At 68.8% G+C, this 17,534-nt stretch carries 17 protein-coding genes; 5 read left to right on the top strand and 12 right to left on the bottom strand.

Annotation, left to right across the window (positions count from 1 at the left end; all coding sequences use genetic code 11):
- Positions 1-96 precede the first annotated feature (96 nt).
- Positions 97-444 (bottom strand): hypothetical protein, encoded by a 348-nt coding sequence (locus ACTRWB_RS24875; protein WP_129513221.1) that lies wholly within the window; start codon positions 442-444, stop codon positions 97-99.
- 353 nt (positions 445-797) lie between these two features.
- On the opposite strand from ACTRWB_RS24875, the gene ACTRWB_RS24870 reads away from it, so the two are divergent.
- Positions 798-1,571, top strand: a complete 774-nt coding sequence (locus tag ACTRWB_RS24870; protein WP_048244632.1) for a phytanoyl-CoA dioxygenase family protein — start codon at positions 798-800, stop codon at positions 1,569-1,571.
- Positions 1,572-1,731: 160 nt separating this feature from the next.
- Here ACTRWB_RS24870 and ACTRWB_RS24865 read toward each other — a convergent pair whose 3' ends face one another.
- Positions 1,732-1,938, bottom strand: coding sequence for a DUF3185 family protein (locus ACTRWB_RS24865; protein WP_048244630.1), 207 nt, complete (start codon positions 1,936-1,938; stop codon positions 1,732-1,734).
- 184 nt (positions 1,939-2,122) lie between these two features.
- On the opposite strand from ACTRWB_RS24865, the gene mgrA reads away from it, so the two are divergent.
- The gene (gene mgrA / locus ACTRWB_RS24860; protein ID WP_129513219.1) at positions 2,123-3,166 is read left to right on the top strand and encodes an L-glyceraldehyde 3-phosphate reductase; all 1,044 of its coding nucleotides are present in this window, start codon (positions 2,123-2,125) and stop codon (positions 3,164-3,166) included.
- A gap of 107 nt (positions 3,167-3,273) precedes the next feature.
- Here mgrA and ACTRWB_RS24855 read toward each other — a convergent pair whose 3' ends face one another.
- Both ACTRWB_RS24855 and ACTRWB_RS24850 read right to left on the bottom strand, forming a co-directional pair.
- On the bottom strand, positions 3,274-3,459 hold the full coding sequence (locus ACTRWB_RS24855; RefSeq protein ID WP_014895742.1) for a hypothetical protein: 186 nt from the start codon (positions 3,457-3,459) through the stop codon (positions 3,274-3,276).
- Positions 3,460-3,761: 302 nt separating this feature from the next.
- Entirely contained in the window at positions 3,762-4,643 is an 882-nt protein-coding gene (locus ACTRWB_RS24850; RefSeq protein WP_446903444.1) for a DMT family transporter, read from the bottom strand.
- 650 nt (positions 4,644-5,293) lie between these two features.
- Between ACTRWB_RS24850 and ACTRWB_RS24845 the strand changes: the two genes are divergently transcribed.
- Both ACTRWB_RS24845 and ACTRWB_RS24840 read left to right on the top strand, forming a co-directional pair.
- The gene (locus ACTRWB_RS24845; protein WP_011353523.1) at positions 5,294-5,506 is read left to right on the top strand and encodes a hypothetical protein; all 213 of its coding nucleotides are present in this window, start codon (positions 5,294-5,296) and stop codon (positions 5,504-5,506) included.
- Positions 5,507-5,555: 49 nt separating this feature from the next.
- Positions 5,556-6,587 (top strand): serine/threonine protein kinase, encoded by a 1,032-nt coding sequence (locus ACTRWB_RS24840; RefSeq protein ID WP_446903443.1) that lies wholly within the window; start codon positions 5,556-5,558, stop codon positions 6,585-6,587.
- Positions 6,588-6,659: 72 nt separating this feature from the next.
- Here the strand turns inward: ACTRWB_RS24840 and ACTRWB_RS24835 are convergent, their stop codons facing one another.
- Together ACTRWB_RS24835 and ACTRWB_RS24830 are read right to left on the bottom strand one after the other, a co-directional pair.
- Positions 6,660-8,102: a coniferyl aldehyde dehydrogenase gene (locus tag ACTRWB_RS24835; protein WP_446903442.1), complete on the bottom strand. Its 1,443-nt coding sequence runs from the start codon at positions 8,100-8,102 to the stop codon at positions 6,660-6,662.
- Positions 8,103-8,141: 39 nt separating this feature from the next.
- Entirely contained in the window at positions 8,142-8,285 is a 144-nt protein-coding gene (locus ACTRWB_RS24830) for a hypothetical protein (protein WP_446903441.1), read from the bottom strand.
- A gap of 546 nt (positions 8,286-8,831) precedes the next feature.
- Between ACTRWB_RS24830 and ACTRWB_RS24825 the strand changes: the two genes are divergently transcribed.
- Positions 8,832-10,472, top strand: coding sequence for a GMC family oxidoreductase (locus ACTRWB_RS24825; protein ID WP_446903440.1), 1,641 nt, complete (start codon positions 8,832-8,834; stop codon positions 10,470-10,472).
- A gap of 27 nt (positions 10,473-10,499) precedes the next feature.
- On the opposite strand, the gene ACTRWB_RS24820 is transcribed toward ACTRWB_RS24825, so the two are convergent.
- The 6 genes from ACTRWB_RS24820 to fliF are packed head-to-tail and all read right to left on the bottom strand — an operon-like array spanning position 10,500 to position 17,369.
- Entirely contained in the window at positions 10,500-11,906 is a 1,407-nt protein-coding gene (locus ACTRWB_RS24820; RefSeq protein WP_446903439.1) for a flagellar hook-length control protein FliK, read from the bottom strand.
- 30 nt (positions 11,907-11,936) lie between these two features.
- Positions 11,937-12,395, bottom strand: coding sequence for a flagellar export protein FliJ (gene fliJ / locus ACTRWB_RS24815; protein ID WP_048244615.1), 459 nt, complete (start codon positions 12,393-12,395; stop codon positions 11,937-11,939).
- Between the two features lie 5 nt (positions 12,396-12,400).
- A complete protein-coding gene (fliI, locus tag ACTRWB_RS24810) occupies positions 12,401-13,951 on the bottom strand; it encodes a flagellar protein export ATPase FliI (RefSeq protein ID WP_412022845.1) in 1,551 nt (516 codons plus the stop codon).
- Positions 13,945-14,628, bottom strand: coding sequence for a flagellar assembly protein FliH (gene fliH / locus ACTRWB_RS24805; RefSeq protein ID WP_129513210.1), 684 nt, complete (start codon positions 14,626-14,628; stop codon positions 13,945-13,947). The genes fliI and fliH overlap by 7 nt, the downstream gene beginning before the upstream one ends.
- Positions 14,621-15,616 carry a flagellar motor switch protein FliG gene (fliG, locus tag ACTRWB_RS24800; protein ID WP_343495021.1) on the bottom strand — a complete coding sequence of 332 codons (996 nt, stop codon included), beginning with the start codon at positions 15,614-15,616 and terminating at the stop codon, positions 14,621-14,623. Before fliG ends, fliH begins: the two co-directional genes overlap by 8 nt.
- The gene (fliF, locus tag ACTRWB_RS24795) at positions 15,606-17,369 is read right to left on the bottom strand and encodes a flagellar basal-body MS-ring/collar protein FliF (RefSeq protein WP_048252005.1); all 1,764 of its coding nucleotides are present in this window, start codon (positions 17,367-17,369) and stop codon (positions 15,606-15,608) included. Before fliF ends, fliG begins: the two co-directional genes overlap by 11 nt.
- Positions 17,370-17,534 lie beyond the last annotated feature (165 nt).

Here is a 17,534-nt window from a genome sequence, read left to right as displayed (position 1 = left end):
AAATGAAAAACCCCGCCATTGGCGGGGTTTTTTTATGGGTTTCGATCGCCGGCGCAACGGCGGCGATCGTGGCGGGCAGCGCCCGCCGGCGCGATTTCAGCGCGCGCCGAACCCGAACCCGAACCAGCCGTTGCTGGCCGCGAGGCGGCGCGGGCGGTTGACGCGGCGCTGCGGGCCGAGCGCACGGCGCAGCGCGAGCGCGCGCAGCGACGACGGCTTCTGCAGCAGCGAGCGCAGGCCGGCACGGCGGGCGAACGCCTGCGTGCTCACCATCGAGAAAAACGCGTGGAACCACGCACGGATGCCGTCCAGCCGGCTGTGTGCGTGCGTACGCTCGGCCAGCGCCTGCGTGCGTGCGCGGTGATGGCGCAGCGAGCGGGCGGGAGCGGACGGCACGGCGCGCTTCGCAGCGTGGCTGAATCGGGAAGTCAGACGGAATGGCATGTGAACGATGCTTCGCTTGTATGGGTGGCGCCCTTGAAGAGCGCACTGGTATGAACGGCCTCGGATGGCGCAACGGATCTTATCGAATGTCGCTGCGTGCCGCGCCCGCCAGAACTGACAGGCCGCGTCAGGCTACAGGGGATTCATGACGGGCAAAAGTCGCGATAAACCCTTGTGCCACAAGGCGTGTGCCGCATACCGCCTGTCGGTGAGGCCACCGCCGCGCCGCACAGTTCCCTTGACCCGGATCAAATCGGCGATTGGCATGCCCCTGCGCACGACAATGGCGCTGTTCGCGGCATCCGGCGCCGATTTACAATCGTCACATTCACACAATAAACGTCTGGCATCCCATGTCGTCTCCATTGCAGTCGGAATCGATCCGCGCGCAAGTCGCGGAATTGCGCGAACGCGGCTTCGTGGTCGCGCGTGGCCTCGTCGGTGAGCAACAGTGCGCGGCGCTCAAGCAGATCGCGGAGCGCCAGTTGCGGGAGGCCGCCGAGCCGATCGAGTTCGAGGCGGACCTGCGCTACCCGGGCGCACCCGAGTCGAAGCATGCGCCGGGCGGGCACACGGTGCGGCGGCTGCTCGATGCGTACACGCGCGATCCGGCATTCGCCGAGCGCGCGATCGCACCCGAAATCGGCGCGTGGATGCGCGAGTATTTCGGCGAAGAGCCGGTGCTGTCGCGCGCGCATCACAACTGCATGATGACGAAGCATCCCGCGTACGGCAGCCTGACCGGCTGGCATCGCGATTTCCGCTACTGGTCGTTCGAGCGGCCGGACATGGTGTCGGTGTGGCTCGCGCTCGGGCCGGAAACGAACGAGAACGGCGCATTGTGGCTCGTGCCGGGTTCGCATACGGCCGAATTCGGGCCGGAAGCGTTCGACGATGCGAAGTTCTTCCGCGGCGACCTGCCGGAGAACCGGAAGATGATCGACGCGGCCACGTGCCCGCCGCTGCAGACGGGCGACGTCGTGTTCTTCCACAGCAACACGCTGCATTCGGCCGGGCAGAACCGTTCCGACCAGGTGAAGTTCTCGCTCGTGTACACCTATCATGGCGCGAGCAACCGGCCGGTGCCGGGTACGCGCTCGGCGGCGAAGCCGGAAGTGCAGTTCTAGGCGCGGATCGGGCGGCCGGCGAGGCCGGCGCGATCGTGATCGCGTGATGCGACACTGCGCATCGCGGGCGAATGAAGCAACGGGCGGCCTGACCGCCCGTTTCGTATTGCGCGGCCCGATCGGGTGACGCGGGCCGTTCGCGCGTCGCGCGGTTGTGCGATCAGCGCTTGCTGCCCGGCATCGCGAGGCCGATCAGGCCGATGAACGAGGCGACGGCGCCGCCGACGATCAGCAGGATCGTCTTCGTCGCGGGCGAGCCGGTGAAGAAGCGCGACATGTCGTCGTTGATCGAATGGAACGACTGTCCGCCGAAATACAGCAGCACGACGCCGCCGACGAGCAGTGCAACCGAGATGACCCGGGACATACCAACCTCGCTGTAACGGTGATTCGAGACGCCGCAGTGTAGGCGACCACCGCGGTCGCGTCCATTGCCGTGCGCGCATCGGTCGCCTTCGCTACCATAGCCGTCATGCGTTTTCTTCGCCGCCGTCGCGCCCTGGGTGCGGCCGGCGCGCGCCCCTCCCTCCGACGTCCCGACGGAAATACTCATGGCCTACGAAGCAGCTTCCGAACGTTATGCCGACATGCAATACCGCACCTGCGGCAAATCCGGGCTCAAACTGCCCGCCCTGTCGCTCGGCCTGTGGCACAACTTCGGCGACTCGACGCCGATCTCGACGCAGCGCGAGATCCTGCGCACCGCGTTCGACCTCGGCATCAACCACTTCGATCTCGCGAACAACTACGGGCCGCCGTACGGCAGCGCCGAGACCAACTTCGGCCGGCTGCTGAAGGAGGATTTCCGGCCGTATCGCGACGAGCTGCTGATCTCGACGAAGGCCGGCTGGGACATGTGGCCGGGGCCGTACGGCAGCGGCGGCGGGTCGCGCAAGTACGTGCTCGCGAGCCTCGACCAGAGCCTGCAGCGCATGGGGCTCGACTACGTCGACATCTTCTATTCGCACCGCTTCGACGCGCATACGCCGCTCGAGGAGACGGCTGGGGCGCTCGCGTCGGCCGTGCAGCAGGGCAAGGCGCTCTACATCGGCATTTCGTCGTATTCGGCGGCGAAGACGCGCGAGATGGCCGAGCTGCTCGCGCAGTACCGGGTGCCGCTGCTGATCCACCAGCCTTCGTACAACATGCTGAACCGCTGGATCGAGAGCGAGCTGCTCGGCACGCTCGACGACGTCGGCGCGGGCAGCATCGCCTTTACGCCGCTCGCGCAGGGGCTGCTCACGTCGAAATACTTGAATGGCGTGCCGGCCGACGCGCGCGTGAACAAGCCGGGCGGCGGCTCGCTGAAGCAGGACCACCTGAGCGCCGACAACCTCGAGCATGTGCGCAAGCTCAACGCGATCGCCGAACGGCGCGGGCAGAGCCTCGCGCAGATGGCGCTTGCGTGGGTGCTGCGCAACGGCCGCGTGACGTCCGCGCTGATCGGCGCGAGCCGGGCGGAGCAGGTGCGTGAAAACGTCGGCGCGCTGAAGAACCTCGAATTCTCGGCGGAGGAACTCGCGGAGATCGATCGTCACGCGACGGAAGGCGGCATCAATCTTTGGGAAAAGCCGTCCACCGATCAGGCTATCTGACTGGCAGGCGATACGGCATGCGAAACATCGCGTGCCGTATTGCAGACAGCCCGACGCATCGCCGCGGTGCAGCGATGCGCGTCAGGCAGGGGGTGCGCTAGCTCGCGTTAGAGCAGCGCAGGCAGGCCTTCGACCAGCAATACCGCGACGCCGACGCCGAGGATGACGCCCAGCACGCGCAGCAAGTTATGGCGGAATTCGGTTGCGCACGGCACCGCGCCGAGAAATAGCGCTCCGGCCAGCGCCATCGGAATCAACAGGATGAAGTCGCCGATCGTGAAATAGGTGGTCATGCGTGTCTCCAGTGTCGGCCGGAGTTGGCGCATTCGCGCCGGCTCCAGATCCATGCCGGGTGTTTCTAGTCTTGGTCCGACCCGATTGCGAGCAGGGCGGTCAATTCGAGTATAGGCAACCGGCAGCGCTTTTCGCTATCCGAACCATTAAAAATCAGCGGAAAGCCCGGCGAATCGCGCACTTTTCCCGCAAGCAAGACGAACGCCTTGCACATATCTTTCCCGTTCCTTTCGATATTTGCGGAATTGTCGTATGTGTCCGATGCGGGCCGCCGCACCCGCGGGCGCGGCGGCCTGTCCGCTTACGCGCGGTCGGGTTGCGCGCGGGCGGCCGGCGCGCGGAACACGAGCGCGAGCCCCGCGATGATCGCGCCCATGCCGGCGAGCGCGAGCGGCTCGGGCCGGTTGCCGAGCCAGACGGCATCCATCAGCGTGGTGACGACGGGCACGAGATAGAACAGGCTCGTCACGTTGACGAGATCGCCGCGCTGCATCAGCCGGTAGAACAGCAGTTGCGCGATCACCGAAATCACGATGCCGAGCCACAGGAGCGGTACGACGAACGCCCAGCTCATGTCGAACGATACCGGCCGGAACGGCACGATTGCCACGCACAGCGCGAGGCCGATCGCATTCTGCAGCGGCAGCACGTCGGCGGGCGCCGCGCGTACGCGCTTTTGCAGCAGCGAGCCGGCGGTCAGCGCGACGAGCGCCGTGAGCGCGCACGCGACGCCCGCGGCCGACAGGCCGGCGCCACCCACGCCGCGGCACACGACGAGTGCGAGGCCGGCCAGCGACAGCGCGAGCCCCGCGACGCGCACGGGCTGCCAGCGCCGCTCGACGATCGCGAGCGTGAGGATCGGCTGCACGCCGAGGATCGTCGCGAGCACGCCCGGTGCGATCCCGCGCTCGAGCGCGAGCAGATAGAAGATCGAATAGCCGCCCATCATCAGCAAGCCGGTCAGCGCGGCCATGCGCCGCTCGCCGCGCGGTGGCAGCCAGCGTCTGCGCATGAAGGCCAGCGCGAGCAGCACGAACGAGGCGAGCGCGAAACGCGCGGTGAGAAAGACGAACGCGGATGCGTGACGCAGACCGAGTTCAGCGAAGATCGCGCCGCTGCTCCACAGCAGCACGAAGAGCGACGTCGCGCCATGCGCGGCAAGCGCGCGTTTGAACGAAACCATGTGAATCCACCTGTCGAACGGATCGGAACGTTCCATCCGCACACGCAGCAGCTAGCCGTGCGTCACGACGCACGAACGGCAACTGACGGCGAATGGAAGACGAAACGGAAGCCGGCTGGTCAGCCGGCGCGTGCCGCCGGAGGGGGCGGCGCGGCGCCGACGAGCGGCGGTGCGACAGGAGGCGGGAGAACCGATGGATGCGCGCACGCCTGCGGCCGCGAGTCGAACTGCGGCCGGGATTTTGCGAGGGCGGACGTGAGCGGATGCATCGTGTCGGAATGCGGTTGAACGCGAACGAGTGTCAAAGGTAACGCAAGGCCGGCATCCCGTGCAACTGGCGTCGGCTTCGCGTGGCGCACGCCCGTTGCGTCGATCGCGTGCGCGCCGCGGCGCCGGGCGGATTCGGCGGGCGGTCACATTCGACAGGGTATGATGGGGGTAACCGCGCATGCAAGCGCACGCGCGGCGCAGTGGTTGATTGGAGACATTCGACGAATTCGCGGCACATCGCCTGCTTCTTCTTCTTTTCGCGCTTCGATAAACCGTGAACAATGGGATTACGCGCAACGCTCCGATGAGAGCGGCGCGGATCGTGCATTTGCCGGCTCGTCAGCGGGCCGGGTTTCAAGATTCAAGAGTGGGGAACCATCATGCATGTCGGGTCGATTGTCTGCACTACCCATATCGCGGTGCCGAAGGGCGCGCGCGGCATCGTCCAGCGCGTCCTGGGCGACATGGCCATGGTGACCTGGTACGCGGGCGTACCGGGCGAGTCGAAGGAACTCAACACCGAGCCGTTCTTTCTCGAGGACCTGATCGACACCGGCGAATCCGTGTTGCCGGCCGGCGCGGCGCTTCACTGAGCACGCGCGCCGCACCGGACGCTCGTCTTTCGGCCCGGCTGGCGGCACAATGCGGGACATGACAGACGCTACTTCCGCTCCCGCTTCTCCCGCCGGCCCGCCGTTCGCCGGGCTCACGCCCGAGTGCGTGCTCGATGCGCTCGACAGCGTGCTGATGCCGGCAGGCCAGCGCACCGACGGGCGCCTGCTCGCTCTCAACAGCTACGAAAATCGCGTCTACCAGGTCGGCATCGAAGACGGCCCGCCGGTCGTTGCGAAGTTCTACCGCCCGGCGCGTTGGTCGGACGACGCGATCCTCGAGGAGCACGCATTCGTCGCCGAACTCGCCGCGCGCGAGATTCCGGCGGTGCCCGCGCGCACGCTCGATGGCTGCACGCTGCACGCGTTCGACGGTTTCCGCTTCTCGATCTTCGAGCGGCGCGGCGGCCGCGCGCCCGATCTCGATCGCAGCGACACGCTCGAATGGCTCGGCCGCTTCATCGGTCGGATCCATGCGGTCGGCGCGACGCAGCCGTATGTCGCGCGTCCCGTGCTCGACATCGGCACGTTCGGCTACGAGCCGCGCGACTACCTGCTCGCGCACGATTTCATTCCGGATGACGTGCGGCCCGCGTACGCGACAGCGGTTGCGCTCGCGCTCGAAGGCGTCGAGGCCGCGTTCGAACGCGCAGGCGAGATTCGCCTGCTGCGCACGCACGGCGACTGTCATCCGAGCAACGTGCTGTGGACCGATGCCGGTCCGCATTTCGTCGACTTCGACGACAGCCGGATGGCGCCCGCGATTCAGGATCTGTGGCTGCTGCTGCCGGGCGATCGCGAAGGCGCGTCGCGCGCGCTGGCGGACCTGCTGGCCGGCTATGAGGATTTCTGCGAATTCGAGCAGCGCGAGCTGCATCTCGTCGAAGCGCTGCGCACGCTGCGGCTGATCCACTACGCGGCATGGCTCGCGCGGCGCTGGGACGATCCCGCGTTTCCGGCCGCGTTCCCGTGGTTCAACACGCATCGTTACTGGGAAGCGCGCGTGCTCGAACTGCGCGAGCAGATCGGTGCGATGCAGGAAGGGCCGCTCTGGCCCGTGTGACGGCGCGCGCGGCACCTGCGCCGCGCGGCATCCCTGCGCGGGCCGCGGCGCGATGCGCGCGGCCTGTCCGGCCTAGAACCTCAACATCAGCTTGATCAGCGCGGCGAAGCGCTTGCCGTACGGCGGCGCGAGCAGGTTGCGCGCGTTCAGGCGCGCTTGCGTGAGCACCGGTTTCATCTTCGAGAACGTCACGAAGCCGTCGTAGCCGTGGTACGCGCCCATGCCGCTCGCACCGACACCGCCGAACGGCAGGCTGCCGCACGCAATGTGCATCAGCGTTTCGTTGACCGACACGCCGCCCGAGATCGTTTCGTGCATCACGCGGTCGATCGTGCCGCCATCCTCGTCGAACAGGTAGAGCGCAAGCGGACGCGGGCGCGCATTCACGTACGCAATCGCCTCGTCGAGCCGCTCGTACGGCACGAGCGGCAGCAGCGGCCCGAAGATTTCCTCCTGCATCAGTTGCGACGCGGCCGGCACCTGCGTGACCGCGCACGGCACGAAGCGGCGCGACGCGGGATCGGATTGCGCGTCGGACAGCGGATGCAGCTGCGCGCCGGCGGCCTGCGCGTCGCTCGCGAGTTGTTGCAGCCGCGCGTAATGGCGCGGCGACACGATCGTCGTGTAGTCGCCGTTGGCCGACAGGTCGGGATACATCTTCGCGAACCGGGCGCGCGCGCGCTCGATGAACGCGGCTTCCATCCCGCGCGGCAGCAGCACGTAGTCGGGCGCGATACAGGTCTGGCCCGCGTTCAGCGTCTTGCCCGCGACGATCGCGTCGACGGCCGCGTCGAAGCGCGCGTTCGGGCCGACGATCGCCGGCGACTTGCCGCCGAGTTCGAGCGTGACGGGCGTGAGGTTGTCGGCGGCCGCGCGCATCACGTGGCGGCCGACGTGCGTCGAGCCGGTGAACAGCAGGTGGTCGAACGGTAGCGCGCTGAACGCGGCGCCGACTTCCGCATCGCCGTTCACGACCGCGACGTGATCGCGCGTGAAGGTCTTGGCGATCAACTGTTCGAACAGTGCCGACGTGCGCGGCGTCAGTTCGGACATCTTGATGATCGCGCGGTTGCCGGCGGCGAGCGCGCAGATCAGCGGGCCGGCCGCGAGCAGCACCGGATAGTTCCACGGCACGACGATGCCGACCACGCCGAGCGGCTGCGGGATCACCTTCGCGCGCGCCGGGCGCAGCCACTTGTTCATCGGCTTGCGGATCGGCTTCATCCAGCGCTTGCCGTGCTTGAGCGCGTCGTCGATCTCTTCCTTCGCCATCCAGATTTCCGACAGCAGCACTTCCTGCTTCGCGCGATGGCCGAAATCGGCGCTGATCGCTTCGGCGAGTGCATCCGCATGGTCGATCAGCATCGTGCGCAGCGCACGCAGGTGCTGCACGCGGGTCTCCCATGCCGGGTAGGGCGCGCGCAGGTAGGTCGCGCGCTGGTCGCGCAGCAGCGACGTCAGCGCATCGGCCGACGGCAGTGCTTGCGGGGCCAGTTCGGGCAGGTCGTTCTTCATGTCGTCTCCTCCAGTTGGGCCTGGCTTGTCGGCCAGCCGTCACGCCGCACGCGAGCGCTCGGCGAGCGCGGCGGCGCGGATCGGGATGGTGCGCGTCGCGCGGCGCGGGGCCGGATGCGACGGGTGTTCGAAAACCGGTTGCTGCGTGCGGCGGGCGTCGCATCCGCGCGACGGTTTCAGCATGCGAACATCGTGCCGCACGGCATGCGCGCACGGTCTGATGCAGGGACGACCGGGCACGCGACGCTGCCGTGCGACCGCGTGCCGATGCGCGGAAGCAGGGCGGCACGACGTGCATGCCAATTCGTGTCGCAGTGCATCCTGTTGCTGCGGCGGAAAGCCGTCCAAACGGTCGGCGACGACGCGTGCCGTTCGATTTCGATCGGCTGCGCGCATGACGCCGATCGTCCTCGCGCAGGCAGCCGTTTGAAATGAAATGCGGGCCGCACGCGTCGCCTCCGGACAACCCGGTCGGCACACGGCCTGCAGAACCTCGCGCTGCATCGTCGTCTCTCCCGTTTCGCGACGGATCGGCTTCTCGTGGCCGGCGCGTCGCGCGAAGCGAACCAATACATCTTAAATTTAGTTCACGCGGGCGTTTAGAGGAATCGCTCTTGAATCCGCGCGCCGCGCGCGCAACGGCCATTCCTACAATGCCCGAACATTACAAGAGGGGACGCGGTCGCGCGGCGGTGCCGGGCGCCTTCCATGACACGACGGAGACGTGACATGCAATACGACTACATCATCGTCGGCGGCGGTTCGGGCGGATCGAGCCTGGCAGGCCGTCTCGCCGATGCCTGCCCCGACGCGACGATCGCGCTGATCGAGGCCGGGTCGCATACGGAGCGCAACCTGCTCGTCAACATGCCGGTCGGCATCGCGGCGCTGGTGCCGTTCAAGCTCGGCACGAACTACGGTTACGAAACGGTGCCGCAGCCGGGCCTCGGCGGGCGGCGCGGTTATCAGCCGCGCGGGCGCGGGATGGGCGGCTCGAGCGCGATCAACGCGATGATCTATACGCGCGGCCACCCGGGCGATTACGACGAATGGGCGCAGCTCGGCGCGACGGGCTGGGGCTGGCAGGATGTGCTGCCGTATTTCCGCCGCGCGGAAGGCAACGAGCGCGGCGCCGACGCGTGGCACGGCGCGGACGGCCCGCTGTCGGTATCGGATCTGCGCTTTCGCAATCCGTTCTCCGAACGATTCATCCAGGCCGCGCACGCAGCCGGTTATCCGCTGAACGACGACTTCAACGGCGCGACGCAGGAAGGCGTCGGCTTCTATCAGGTCACGCACCGCGACGGCTCGCGCTGCAGCGTCGCGCGCGCCTATATCTACGGCCGCAACCGGTCGAACCTGCATGTGATCACCGACGCGACGGTGCTGCGCGTCGCGTTCGACGGCAAGCGCGCGGTCGGTGTCGAACTGTCGCGCAACGGGCGCGTCGAGACGCTCGGCGCGCGCGCGGAAGTGATCCTGTCGGCCGGCGCGTTCAATTCGCCGCAACTGCTGATGTGTTCGGGGATCGGCCCGGCGGAACAATTGCGCCGGCACGGGATCGCGGTCGTGCAGGATGCGCCGGACGTCGGCACGAACCTGATCGACCACATCGACTTCATCATCAACACGCGCGTGAATTCGTCGGAGCTGGTCGGCGTGTGCCTGCGCGGGATCGCGAAGATGACGCCCGCGCTCGCGCGCTATTTCTCGAGCCGCACGGGGATGATGACGAGCAACGTCGCGGAGGCCGGCGGCTTCATCAAGAGCGATCCGTCGCTCGAGCGTCCCGACCTGCAACTGCATTTCTGCACGGCGCTCGTCGACGACCACAACCGCAAGATGCACTGGGGCTTCGGTTATTCGCTGCACGTCTGCGCGCTGCGGCCGTTCAGCCGCGGCACGGTGGCGCTTGCAAGCGGCGACGCGCGCGACGCGCCGCTGATCGATCCGCGCTTCTTCAGCGATGCGCGCGATCTCGACCTGCTCGTGCGCGGCACGCAGGCGATGCGCCGGATCCTGTCGCAGGCGCCGCTCGCGTCGCAGGGCGGGCGCGAGCTGTACACGCGGGCGGACCAGAGCGAAGCCGAGTTGCGTGCGACGATCGTCGCGCATGCCGACACGATCTATCACCCGGTCGGCACGTGCCGGATGGGCTCTGATGCGCGCGCGGTCGTCGATCCGCAATTGCGCGTGCGCGGCGTCGAAGGGTTGCGCGTGGTGGATGCGTCGGTGATGCCGACGCTGGTCGGCGGGAACACGAATGCGCCGTCGGTGATGATCGGCGAACGCGCGGCGGACTTCATCGTCGCGGCGCGCAAGGGCGGCGTGCCGAGCGGCGCGGCAGCCGCGGCGGTGCACGGCCGCTGAGCGGCGCGCACCGGGCGGCAATCATGCTCAGGCGAACGTATCGACGAGGCCGGCGCGGCTCACGCTCGTGGCGGCCGGTGCGGATTGCACAGCGTCGGCCGGTGCATCGACGGCTGACGATCCGGCGTTCCCGCGTCGCGGCGACTGGCCGCCGGCGAAGGTCTGTTGCGGGTTCTGCTGCTGCGATGCGAAGCCGCCGTCGCTGACGGTCGCGCTGCCGAGCCCGAGCCCGCCCGCTTCCATCGCTTCGCGCAACTTGGGCAGCGCGGCTTCGACCGCGTCGCGCACCTGCGCGTGCTGCGACACGAACAGCGCGTGCGCGTGGTTGTCCGCGACGCGCAGCACGACCTGCAGCGGACCGAGATCGGGCGGATTGAGCGTCAGCTCGGCGCTCTGCTGGTGCGCATTCGACAGAAACACGACCTTCTGGCTCAACGCGTCCGTCCAGTCGGGCGTGCCGATGTGCGGAGCGAGCATGTGCGCGTTGGCGGCGGCGATCGCGCTCGCGGCCGGCGACAGCTGCAGGTTGGCCTGCGCCGCGGCCGCAGCCGTTGCGCCGGCCGCGAGCGTCGCGCTGGCGGCCGGATCCGTCGCGTCGCTGGCTGCCGCGAGCGCGTGCTGTGCGCCGGACTGCGCGTTCGCGGCGGCCTGCAGCGACTGCGCGGTGGCCTGCGTCGGCGTCTGCTGGGTGGCGGGTGCGCCTTTCGCGTCGGCGAGCGTGCGGTCGAAGGTCGGCACCTTCGGTGTCAGCGGTACGTCGGCGGCGCTGGTCGATGCGGTCGATGCGGTCGATGCCGGTGCCGAAGCGGCGGCCGACGCCGTCGTGCCGGTCGCGGGCATCGCGATCGCACCCGAGCCGCCCGTCAGCTTGGCGAGCGCCGCCTGCAGCGCGTCGTGGCTCGACGCCGGCGCGTCCGACTGGGCGGCAGCGTCCTTGGCGGCGTGATCCGGGAGCGTCGCCGTGGCGTCGGGCTGGCCGGCCACGGCCGTCTTTTGCGCCGTTCCAGCGGCAACGGCGGCGGCAGCGGCGGTAGCGGCATCGGCCGGCGTCGCGTTGTCCGTGCGCGCCTGCAGTTGCGCCTGCACGGCCGCGGCGGCGGCGAGCGCGGCTGCGTCGGGGCTGGGATTCGGGTTGGCAGTGACGCTCGTGTCGTCGTCGGACGAATCGTCGTCGGTGGCGGACGGCTTCGCGCCGGCGGCCGATGTCGACGAAGCCTGTTTCGTCGATGCATCGCGTGTACCGGAAATCGTCGCGTCGTGACGCGTGACGACGCTTTGCTTCAGCGTCTGCGCGAACGGTACGGCGGCCGTGGCAGTCGACGTGGATGCGGCGTCGTTGCCGGTGGCGCTGCCGGACGAATTCGAGCCGCGGGCGGCCTTGAGTGCGGCGCCGGCGGTGTCGATCAGCGCGCCGAGCAGGGGCAGGGGAGGCATGGCGTTCTCTCGTTCGAATGCGGTGGTCGGTTACGACGAGCGGGCCGCGTCGGCCCGCATGCGCAGGATTTTCGCGGCGTGTTCGTCGGAGTCGCGCTGTTCGCGCCGCGCGTCGCGTTGCGCTTCCTGCGCGACGCCGCGCGCCTGCAGGATTTCATACGAGCCGACGGTGCGTTTCTTCTGTTGCCAGTTCGGGCGTGCCTCGTCGATGCGGACTTCGGCAGCGGCCAGCACGTTGCGCTGTTGCGCGATCGCGGTGTCGAGCGTGTCGATGAACGCCTGGAAATTGCGCCAGTTGCCGGCCGGCATCCCGTGCTGCGCGGATTGCGCGAAGCGTGCGTGATATTCGTCGCGATAGCGCAGCAGCGCGTCGAGCTGCTCGGCGGCCGAGCTGCGGTCGCGTTGCGCGGTGCCGAGCTGCTTCGCGGCGGTGTCGAGGTCTTCCTGCGCGCGGTCGAGCAGCAACTGCAGGGGAAAGCCGTGAGCCATCTGGATCAGCCTCCGTAAGCGTCGAACAGCGCATCGAGCGCGGTAAGGCTCGATGCGAACGGCGCGCATTCGCGAAAGCCCTGCTGCAGGAATGCCTCGATGCGCGGGTAGAGCGCGATCGCGCGGTCGAGCTGCGCGTCGCGGCCGGGGGCGTAGGCGCCGACCGCGATCAGGTCGCGATTGCGCTGGTAGCGCGACAGCATCTGTTTGAACTGCCGGACGTGGTCGAGATGCGTTTCGTCGATCAGCGCGGTCATCGCGCGGCTGATCGATGCCTCGATGTCGATCGCGGGATAGTGGCCGGCCTCGGCGAGCGCGCGCGACAGCACGATGTGGCCGTCGAGGATCGCGCGCGCCGAATCGGCGATCGGATCCTGCTGGTCGTCGCCTTCGGTCAGCACGGTGTAGAACGCGGTGATCGAGCCGCCGCCTTCCGGCCCGTTGCCGGTGCGCTCGACGAGCGCGGGCAGCTTCGCGAACACCGACGGCGGATAGCCTTTCGTCGCGGGCGGCTCGCCGATCGCCAGCGCGATCTCGCGCTGCGCCATCGCGTAGCGCGTCAGCGAATCCATCAGCAGCAGCACGTGCTTGCCCTGATCGCGGAAATACTCGGCGAGCGACGTCGCGTAGGCCGCGCCCTGCATCCGCAGCAGCGGCGACACGTCGGCCGGCGCCGCGACGACGACCGAACGCGCGAGCCCATCCTCGCCGAGGATCTGCTCGATGAATTCCTTCACTTCGCGGCCGCGTTCGCCGATCAGCCCGATCACGATCACTTCCGCGCTCGTATAGCGGGCCATCGTGCCGAGCAGCACCGACTTGCCGACGCCGGAGCCCGCGAACAGGCCCATCCGCTGCCCGCGGCCGACGGTGAGCAGCGCGTTGATCGCGCGCACGCCGACGTCGAGCACGTGGTGGATCGGTTCGCGCTCGAGCGGGTTGATCGACGGCGCCGACAGCGGCGCATCGACCTTCGATGCGAGCGGGCCGAGGCCGTCGAGCGGGCGGCCCGACGCGTCGACGACGCGCCCGAGCATCTCCCAGCCGACCGGCAGCCGCTTCGCGCCCGCGAGCGGATCGGCGACGGGCGCGCTTTCGAGCGGCCACACGCGCGCGCCGGGCAGCACGCCGGCGACGTCGGTGGTCGGCATCAGGAACAGGCGATCGCCGGCGAAGCCGACGACTTCCGCTTGCGCATGCGGCAGCGTGCTGCCGGGCGGCAGTTCGATCGTGCATTCGGCGCCGACCGACAGGCGCAGCCCGATCGCCTCGAGCACGAGGCCCGCCGCGCGCGTGAGGCGCCCGCACGGCCGCAGCGGCAGCGCGCGGTGGCTGCGTGCGGCGAGCCCGTTCAGGTGCGTGCGCCAGTGCGCGAGATGCGGATTGTGCGGCGCGCGCGGCGCGGCGTCGGCCGCGGCGGCTGCATGCTGTTTTGCGTCGTGTGCGGTGTCGTACGCGGCGTCGTGCGCAGCGGGGCCGAACGACGCGAGCGCGAGTTCGCGCTCGAGCGGCGTCATGCCGTCGTGCGCGAGCGATTCGGGCGGCCGCGTCACCACGTGCTCACCTTGCCGATCGCGGCGGCGACGCGCTGCCAGCGCGTGGGCAGCGTCGCGTCGACCTCGCCGGTCGCGGCGTGCGCGCGGCAGCCGCCGCGCTCGATCGACGCGTCGGTGCGCACGTTCCAGCCGAGCGTATCGAGATCGTCCTGCAGATAGGCTTCGACGACGGGCAGGTCGGCCGGATTCACCGCGAGATGCGGCGCGCCGGACAGCGCGGGTTCGGTGGCGAGCACGTCGCGCACGGCCGCGACGAGCGCGGCCGGGTCGTGCTTCACGTGCTGGCGCACGACCTGCTGCGCGATGTCGAGCGCGAGCTGCGCGATGTCGGCCGCGAGATCGTGCTCGGCGGTCGACACGGCCTCGCGGAACGACGCGGCCAGCGCCGCGAGCTGCGCGGCCTGTTCGCGCACATCGGCCTGGCCGGCCTCGAAGCCCTGCGCGCGGCCCTGCTCGAAACCGGCCTGGTAACCGAGCGCCTGGCCTTCGACGTGGCCGGCCGCATGGCCTTCGGCGTGCGCGGCGTCGCGCACGCGCTGGAGTTCCTCGGCGAGCGCGGCGGCGGCCGCGGCCGCGTCGTCGGGCGGCGGCGGGGGCGGTGGCGGGTCGAACGACGCCATCTCCCACCGCTGGTACGCGGTGAGGGTGCCCGCGCGATCGCTCGCCGAATCAGACATATGCGTCTTCCGCCTTGCCGCCGATCACGATCTGGCCGCTTTCGGCGAGGTTGCGCACGATCTGCAGGATGCGGCGCTGCTGCGTCTCGACTTCGGACACGCGCACCGGGCCGCGCGCGTCGAGATCCTCGGCGAGCAGCTCGGCCGCGCGCTGCGACATGTTCGCGAGGAACTTCTGGCGCAGCGCGGGCGGCGCGCCCTTGAGCGCGACGATCAGCGTTTCCGACTCGACTTCCTTGAGCACCATCTGGATCGCGCGATCCTCGAGCTCGAGCAGGTTCTCGAACACGAACATCTGGTCGATGATCTTCTGCGCGAGATCGGCGTCGTACTGGCGCACGCTTTCGAGCACGCCTTCCTCATGCACGCTGGTCATGAAGTTCAGGATCTCGGCCGCGGTGCGGATGCCGCCCATCGGGCTGCGCTTCAGGTTGTCGCTGCCGGACAGCAGGCCCGTCAGCACGTCGTCCAGTTCGCGCAGCGCGGCCGGCTGGATGCCGTCGAGCGTCGCGATCCGCAGCAGCACGTCGTTGCGCAGCCGTTCGGTGAAGCACGATGCGATCTCGGACGCCTGGTCGCGGTCGAGGTGCACGAGGATCGTCGCGATGATCTGCGGATGCTCGTTCTTGATCAGTTCGGCCACGGCGCCCGAGTCCATCCACTTCAGGCCCTCGATGCCGCTCGTGTCGCTGCCCTGCAGGATGCGGTCGATCAGCACGCCGGCCTTGTCCTCGCCGAGCGCCTTCGTCAGCACCGAGCGGATGTACTCGCTCGAATCGAGCGACAGCGCGGTGTGCTGCTCGGCTTCCTTCACGAAGTCCTGCAGCACGTCCTCGACCTGCTCGCGCGTGACGTTCTTCAGCGCGGCCATCGCGGCGCCGATCTTCTGGACCTCGCGCGGCGCGAGGAACTTGAATACCTGCGCGGCTTCTTCCTCGCCGATCGACATCAGCAGGAGCGCGCTCTTGGTCAAGCCTTCAGCGTTCATCGGACACCCAGTTCTTCACGACGGTGGCGACGATCTTCGGATCCTGGCGGGCGATCGTGCGCGCGTAGTCGAGGTTGCGTTCGTAGCGGTTCTTCTCGTTCTCGAAGCCGAGCAGCAACGAGTCGGGCTCCTCGGCCTTGACCGGCGCGGGCAGGCCGTCGAGCAGGACCGGATCTTCCGGCGCCGCGAGTGCCGGCGCGACCGGCTCGGCCGGCGGGAAGGCGCGGCGCATCGCCGGGCGCACGAACATGAAGTAGAGCGCCGCCGCGGCCGCCGCGATGCCGAGCCACTTCGCGGCTTCCTTCGCCATCGCGATCATGTCGGGCTGGCGCCACCACGGCAGGTCGGCGTACGGGTCGCTCACGGTCGAGAACGCGCTGTTCACGACGTTCACCGAGTCGCCGCGCTTCTCGTCGTAGCCCATCGCGTCCTTCACGAGCTGCTCGACCTGCGCGAGCTTCGCGGGCGGCAGCGGCTGCATCGACACGTGGCCCTTCGCGTCGGCGACCGGCTGGTAGTTGACGACGACCGCGACCGACAGCCGCTTCACGTTGCCCATCGGCTGTTCGAGATGGCGGATCGTCTTGTCGACCTCGTAATTGGTCGTCTGGTCCTTGCGGTCGCTCACGGGTGTCGTCTGCGGCGCGTTCTGGCCGTTGCCGGCGACGATCGGCGCCGAGGCCGGCTGCGGCGGCGTGTTCGACAGCGCGCCCGGCACGCCCGACGCACCGCCCTGCGCGAGTTCGGTTGCGCTGCTGGTCTGCTGGCTGCGGATCGCGGCCTGCTGCGGCACGCCGTTCGGGCCGTAGCTTTCCGACGTCTGTTCGATCTTCGAGAAATCGAGGTCCGCGCTGACCTGCGAGCGCGCGTTGCCGGCGCCGAAGATCGGCGCGAGGATCGCGTCGATGCGCTTCTGCGTGTTGTGCTCGACCTGCTGCACGTACTTGAGCTGGCTAGCGTCGAGGCCGGACGCCGAAGCCGGCTGGGTCAGCAGGTTGCCGTCCTGGTCGACGATCGTCACGTTCTTCGCGGGCATGTCGGGCACGCCGGACGACACCATCCGCGTGATCGCCTGGACCTGGCCCTCGTCGAGCACGCGGCCCGGGTAGAGGTCGACGAACACCGACGCGCTCGGCGCTTCCTTGTCGCGCACGAATACCGACGGCTTCGGGATCGCGAGATGCACGCGCGCGCCGCGCACGGCATTGATCGATTCGATGGTGCGCTGCAGCTCGCCTTCGAGCGCGCGCTGGTAGTTGATCTGTTCGGCGAACTGGCTGATGCCGAATTTCTGGTTGTCCATCAGCTCGAAGCCGACCGAGCCGCCCTTCGGCAGGCCCATCGCGGCGAGCTTCAGGCGCGTTTCATGCACCTGGTTCGACGGCACGAGGATCGCGCCGCCGGCGTCGGCGAACTTGTAGGGAACGTTTGCCTGCTGGAGCGCGGTAATGATCGCGCCGCCGTCGCGGTCCGACAGGTTGCTGTACAGCACGCGGTAGTCGGGCGTCCGGCTCCACAGCACGAGCGCGGTGATCGCGGCGATCGCGAACGCGACGGCGATCAGGAACGGCAGCTTCGGGTTGCCCTTCATCCGCGAGATGCCGGGAATGCGTTCGGCGAAGCCGCCAAGGCCGAAGTCCGCGCCAGCGCCACCCACGCCCGGCAACGCGGCGGCCGCGGCGGCGCCGGGCGCCGGGCTGGCGAGGCCCGCGCGGGCGTCGGGATTGATCAGCGAGTTGGCCTGCGAATCCATGCGTCGAGTTTCTCCGGAGCGGGACGACTGAGCTCGCTCGGACGAGCGGGCGGACAATGACACGATGCGATTATCGTGATCCGGGCCGTACTCCGATCGACCGAAAAGAGCGGGGTTTCCCCCGTACTTTCTCGGCTTTGACGCGCGGCGCGCTGCTATTCTTTG

This window comes from Burkholderia sp. YIM B11467, from assembly GCF_052952715.1.
The sequence above is the reverse complement of the archived record's forward strand: the minus strand, read 5'-3'. Positions and strand labels throughout refer to the sequence as shown.

Coding starts and splice junctions, on each gene's coding strand:
- ACTRWB_RS24875 (WP_129513221.1), bottom strand. CDS start 444: ATGCCATTCCGTCTGACTTCCCGATTCAGCCACGCTGCGAAGCGCGCC.
- ACTRWB_RS24870 (WP_048244632.1), top strand. CDS start 798: ATGTCGTCTCCATTGCAGTCGGAATCGATCCGCGCGCAAGTCGCGGAA.
- ACTRWB_RS24865 (WP_048244630.1), bottom strand. CDS start 1,938: ATGTCCCGGGTCATCTCGGTTGCACTGCTCGTCGGCGGCGTCGTGCTG.
- mgrA (WP_129513219.1), top strand. CDS start 2,123: ATGGCCTACGAAGCAGCTTCCGAACGTTATGCCGACATGCAATACCGC.
- ACTRWB_RS24855 (WP_014895742.1), bottom strand. CDS start 3,459: ATGACCACCTATTTCACGATCGGCGACTTCATCCTGTTGATTCCGATG.
- ACTRWB_RS24850 (WP_446903444.1), bottom strand. CDS start 4,643: ATGGTTTCGTTCAAACGCGCGCTTGCCGCGCATGGCGCGACGTCGCTC.
- ACTRWB_RS24845 (WP_011353523.1), top strand. CDS start 5,294: ATGCATGTCGGGTCGATTGTCTGCACTACCCATATCGCGGTGCCGAAG.
- ACTRWB_RS24840 (WP_446903443.1), top strand. CDS start 5,556: ATGCGGGACATGACAGACGCTACTTCCGCTCCCGCTTCTCCCGCCGGC.
- ACTRWB_RS24835 (WP_446903442.1), bottom strand. CDS start 8,102: ATGAAGAACGACCTGCCCGAACTGGCCCCGCAAGCACTGCCGTCGGCC.
- ACTRWB_RS24830 (WP_446903441.1), bottom strand. CDS start 8,285: ATGCTGAAACCGTCGCGCGGATGCGACGCCCGCCGCACGCAGCAACCG.
- ACTRWB_RS24825 (WP_446903440.1), top strand. CDS start 8,832: ATGCAATACGACTACATCATCGTCGGCGGCGGTTCGGGCGGATCGAGC.
- ACTRWB_RS24820 (WP_446903439.1), bottom strand. CDS start 11,906: ATGCCTCCCCTGCCCCTGCTCGGCGCGCTGATCGACACCGCCGGCGCC.
- fliJ (WP_048244615.1), bottom strand. CDS start 12,395: ATGGCTCACGGCTTTCCCCTGCAGTTGCTGCTCGACCGCGCGCAGGAA.
- fliH (WP_129513210.1), bottom strand. CDS start 14,628: ATGTCTGATTCGGCGAGCGATCGCGCGGGCACCCTCACCGCGTACCAG.
- fliG (WP_343495021.1), bottom strand. CDS start 15,616: ATGAACGCTGAAGGCTTGACCAAGAGCGCGCTCCTGCTGATGTCGATC.
- fliF (WP_048252005.1), bottom strand. CDS start 17,369: ATGGATTCGCAGGCCAACTCGCTGATCAATCCCGACGCCCGCGCGGGC.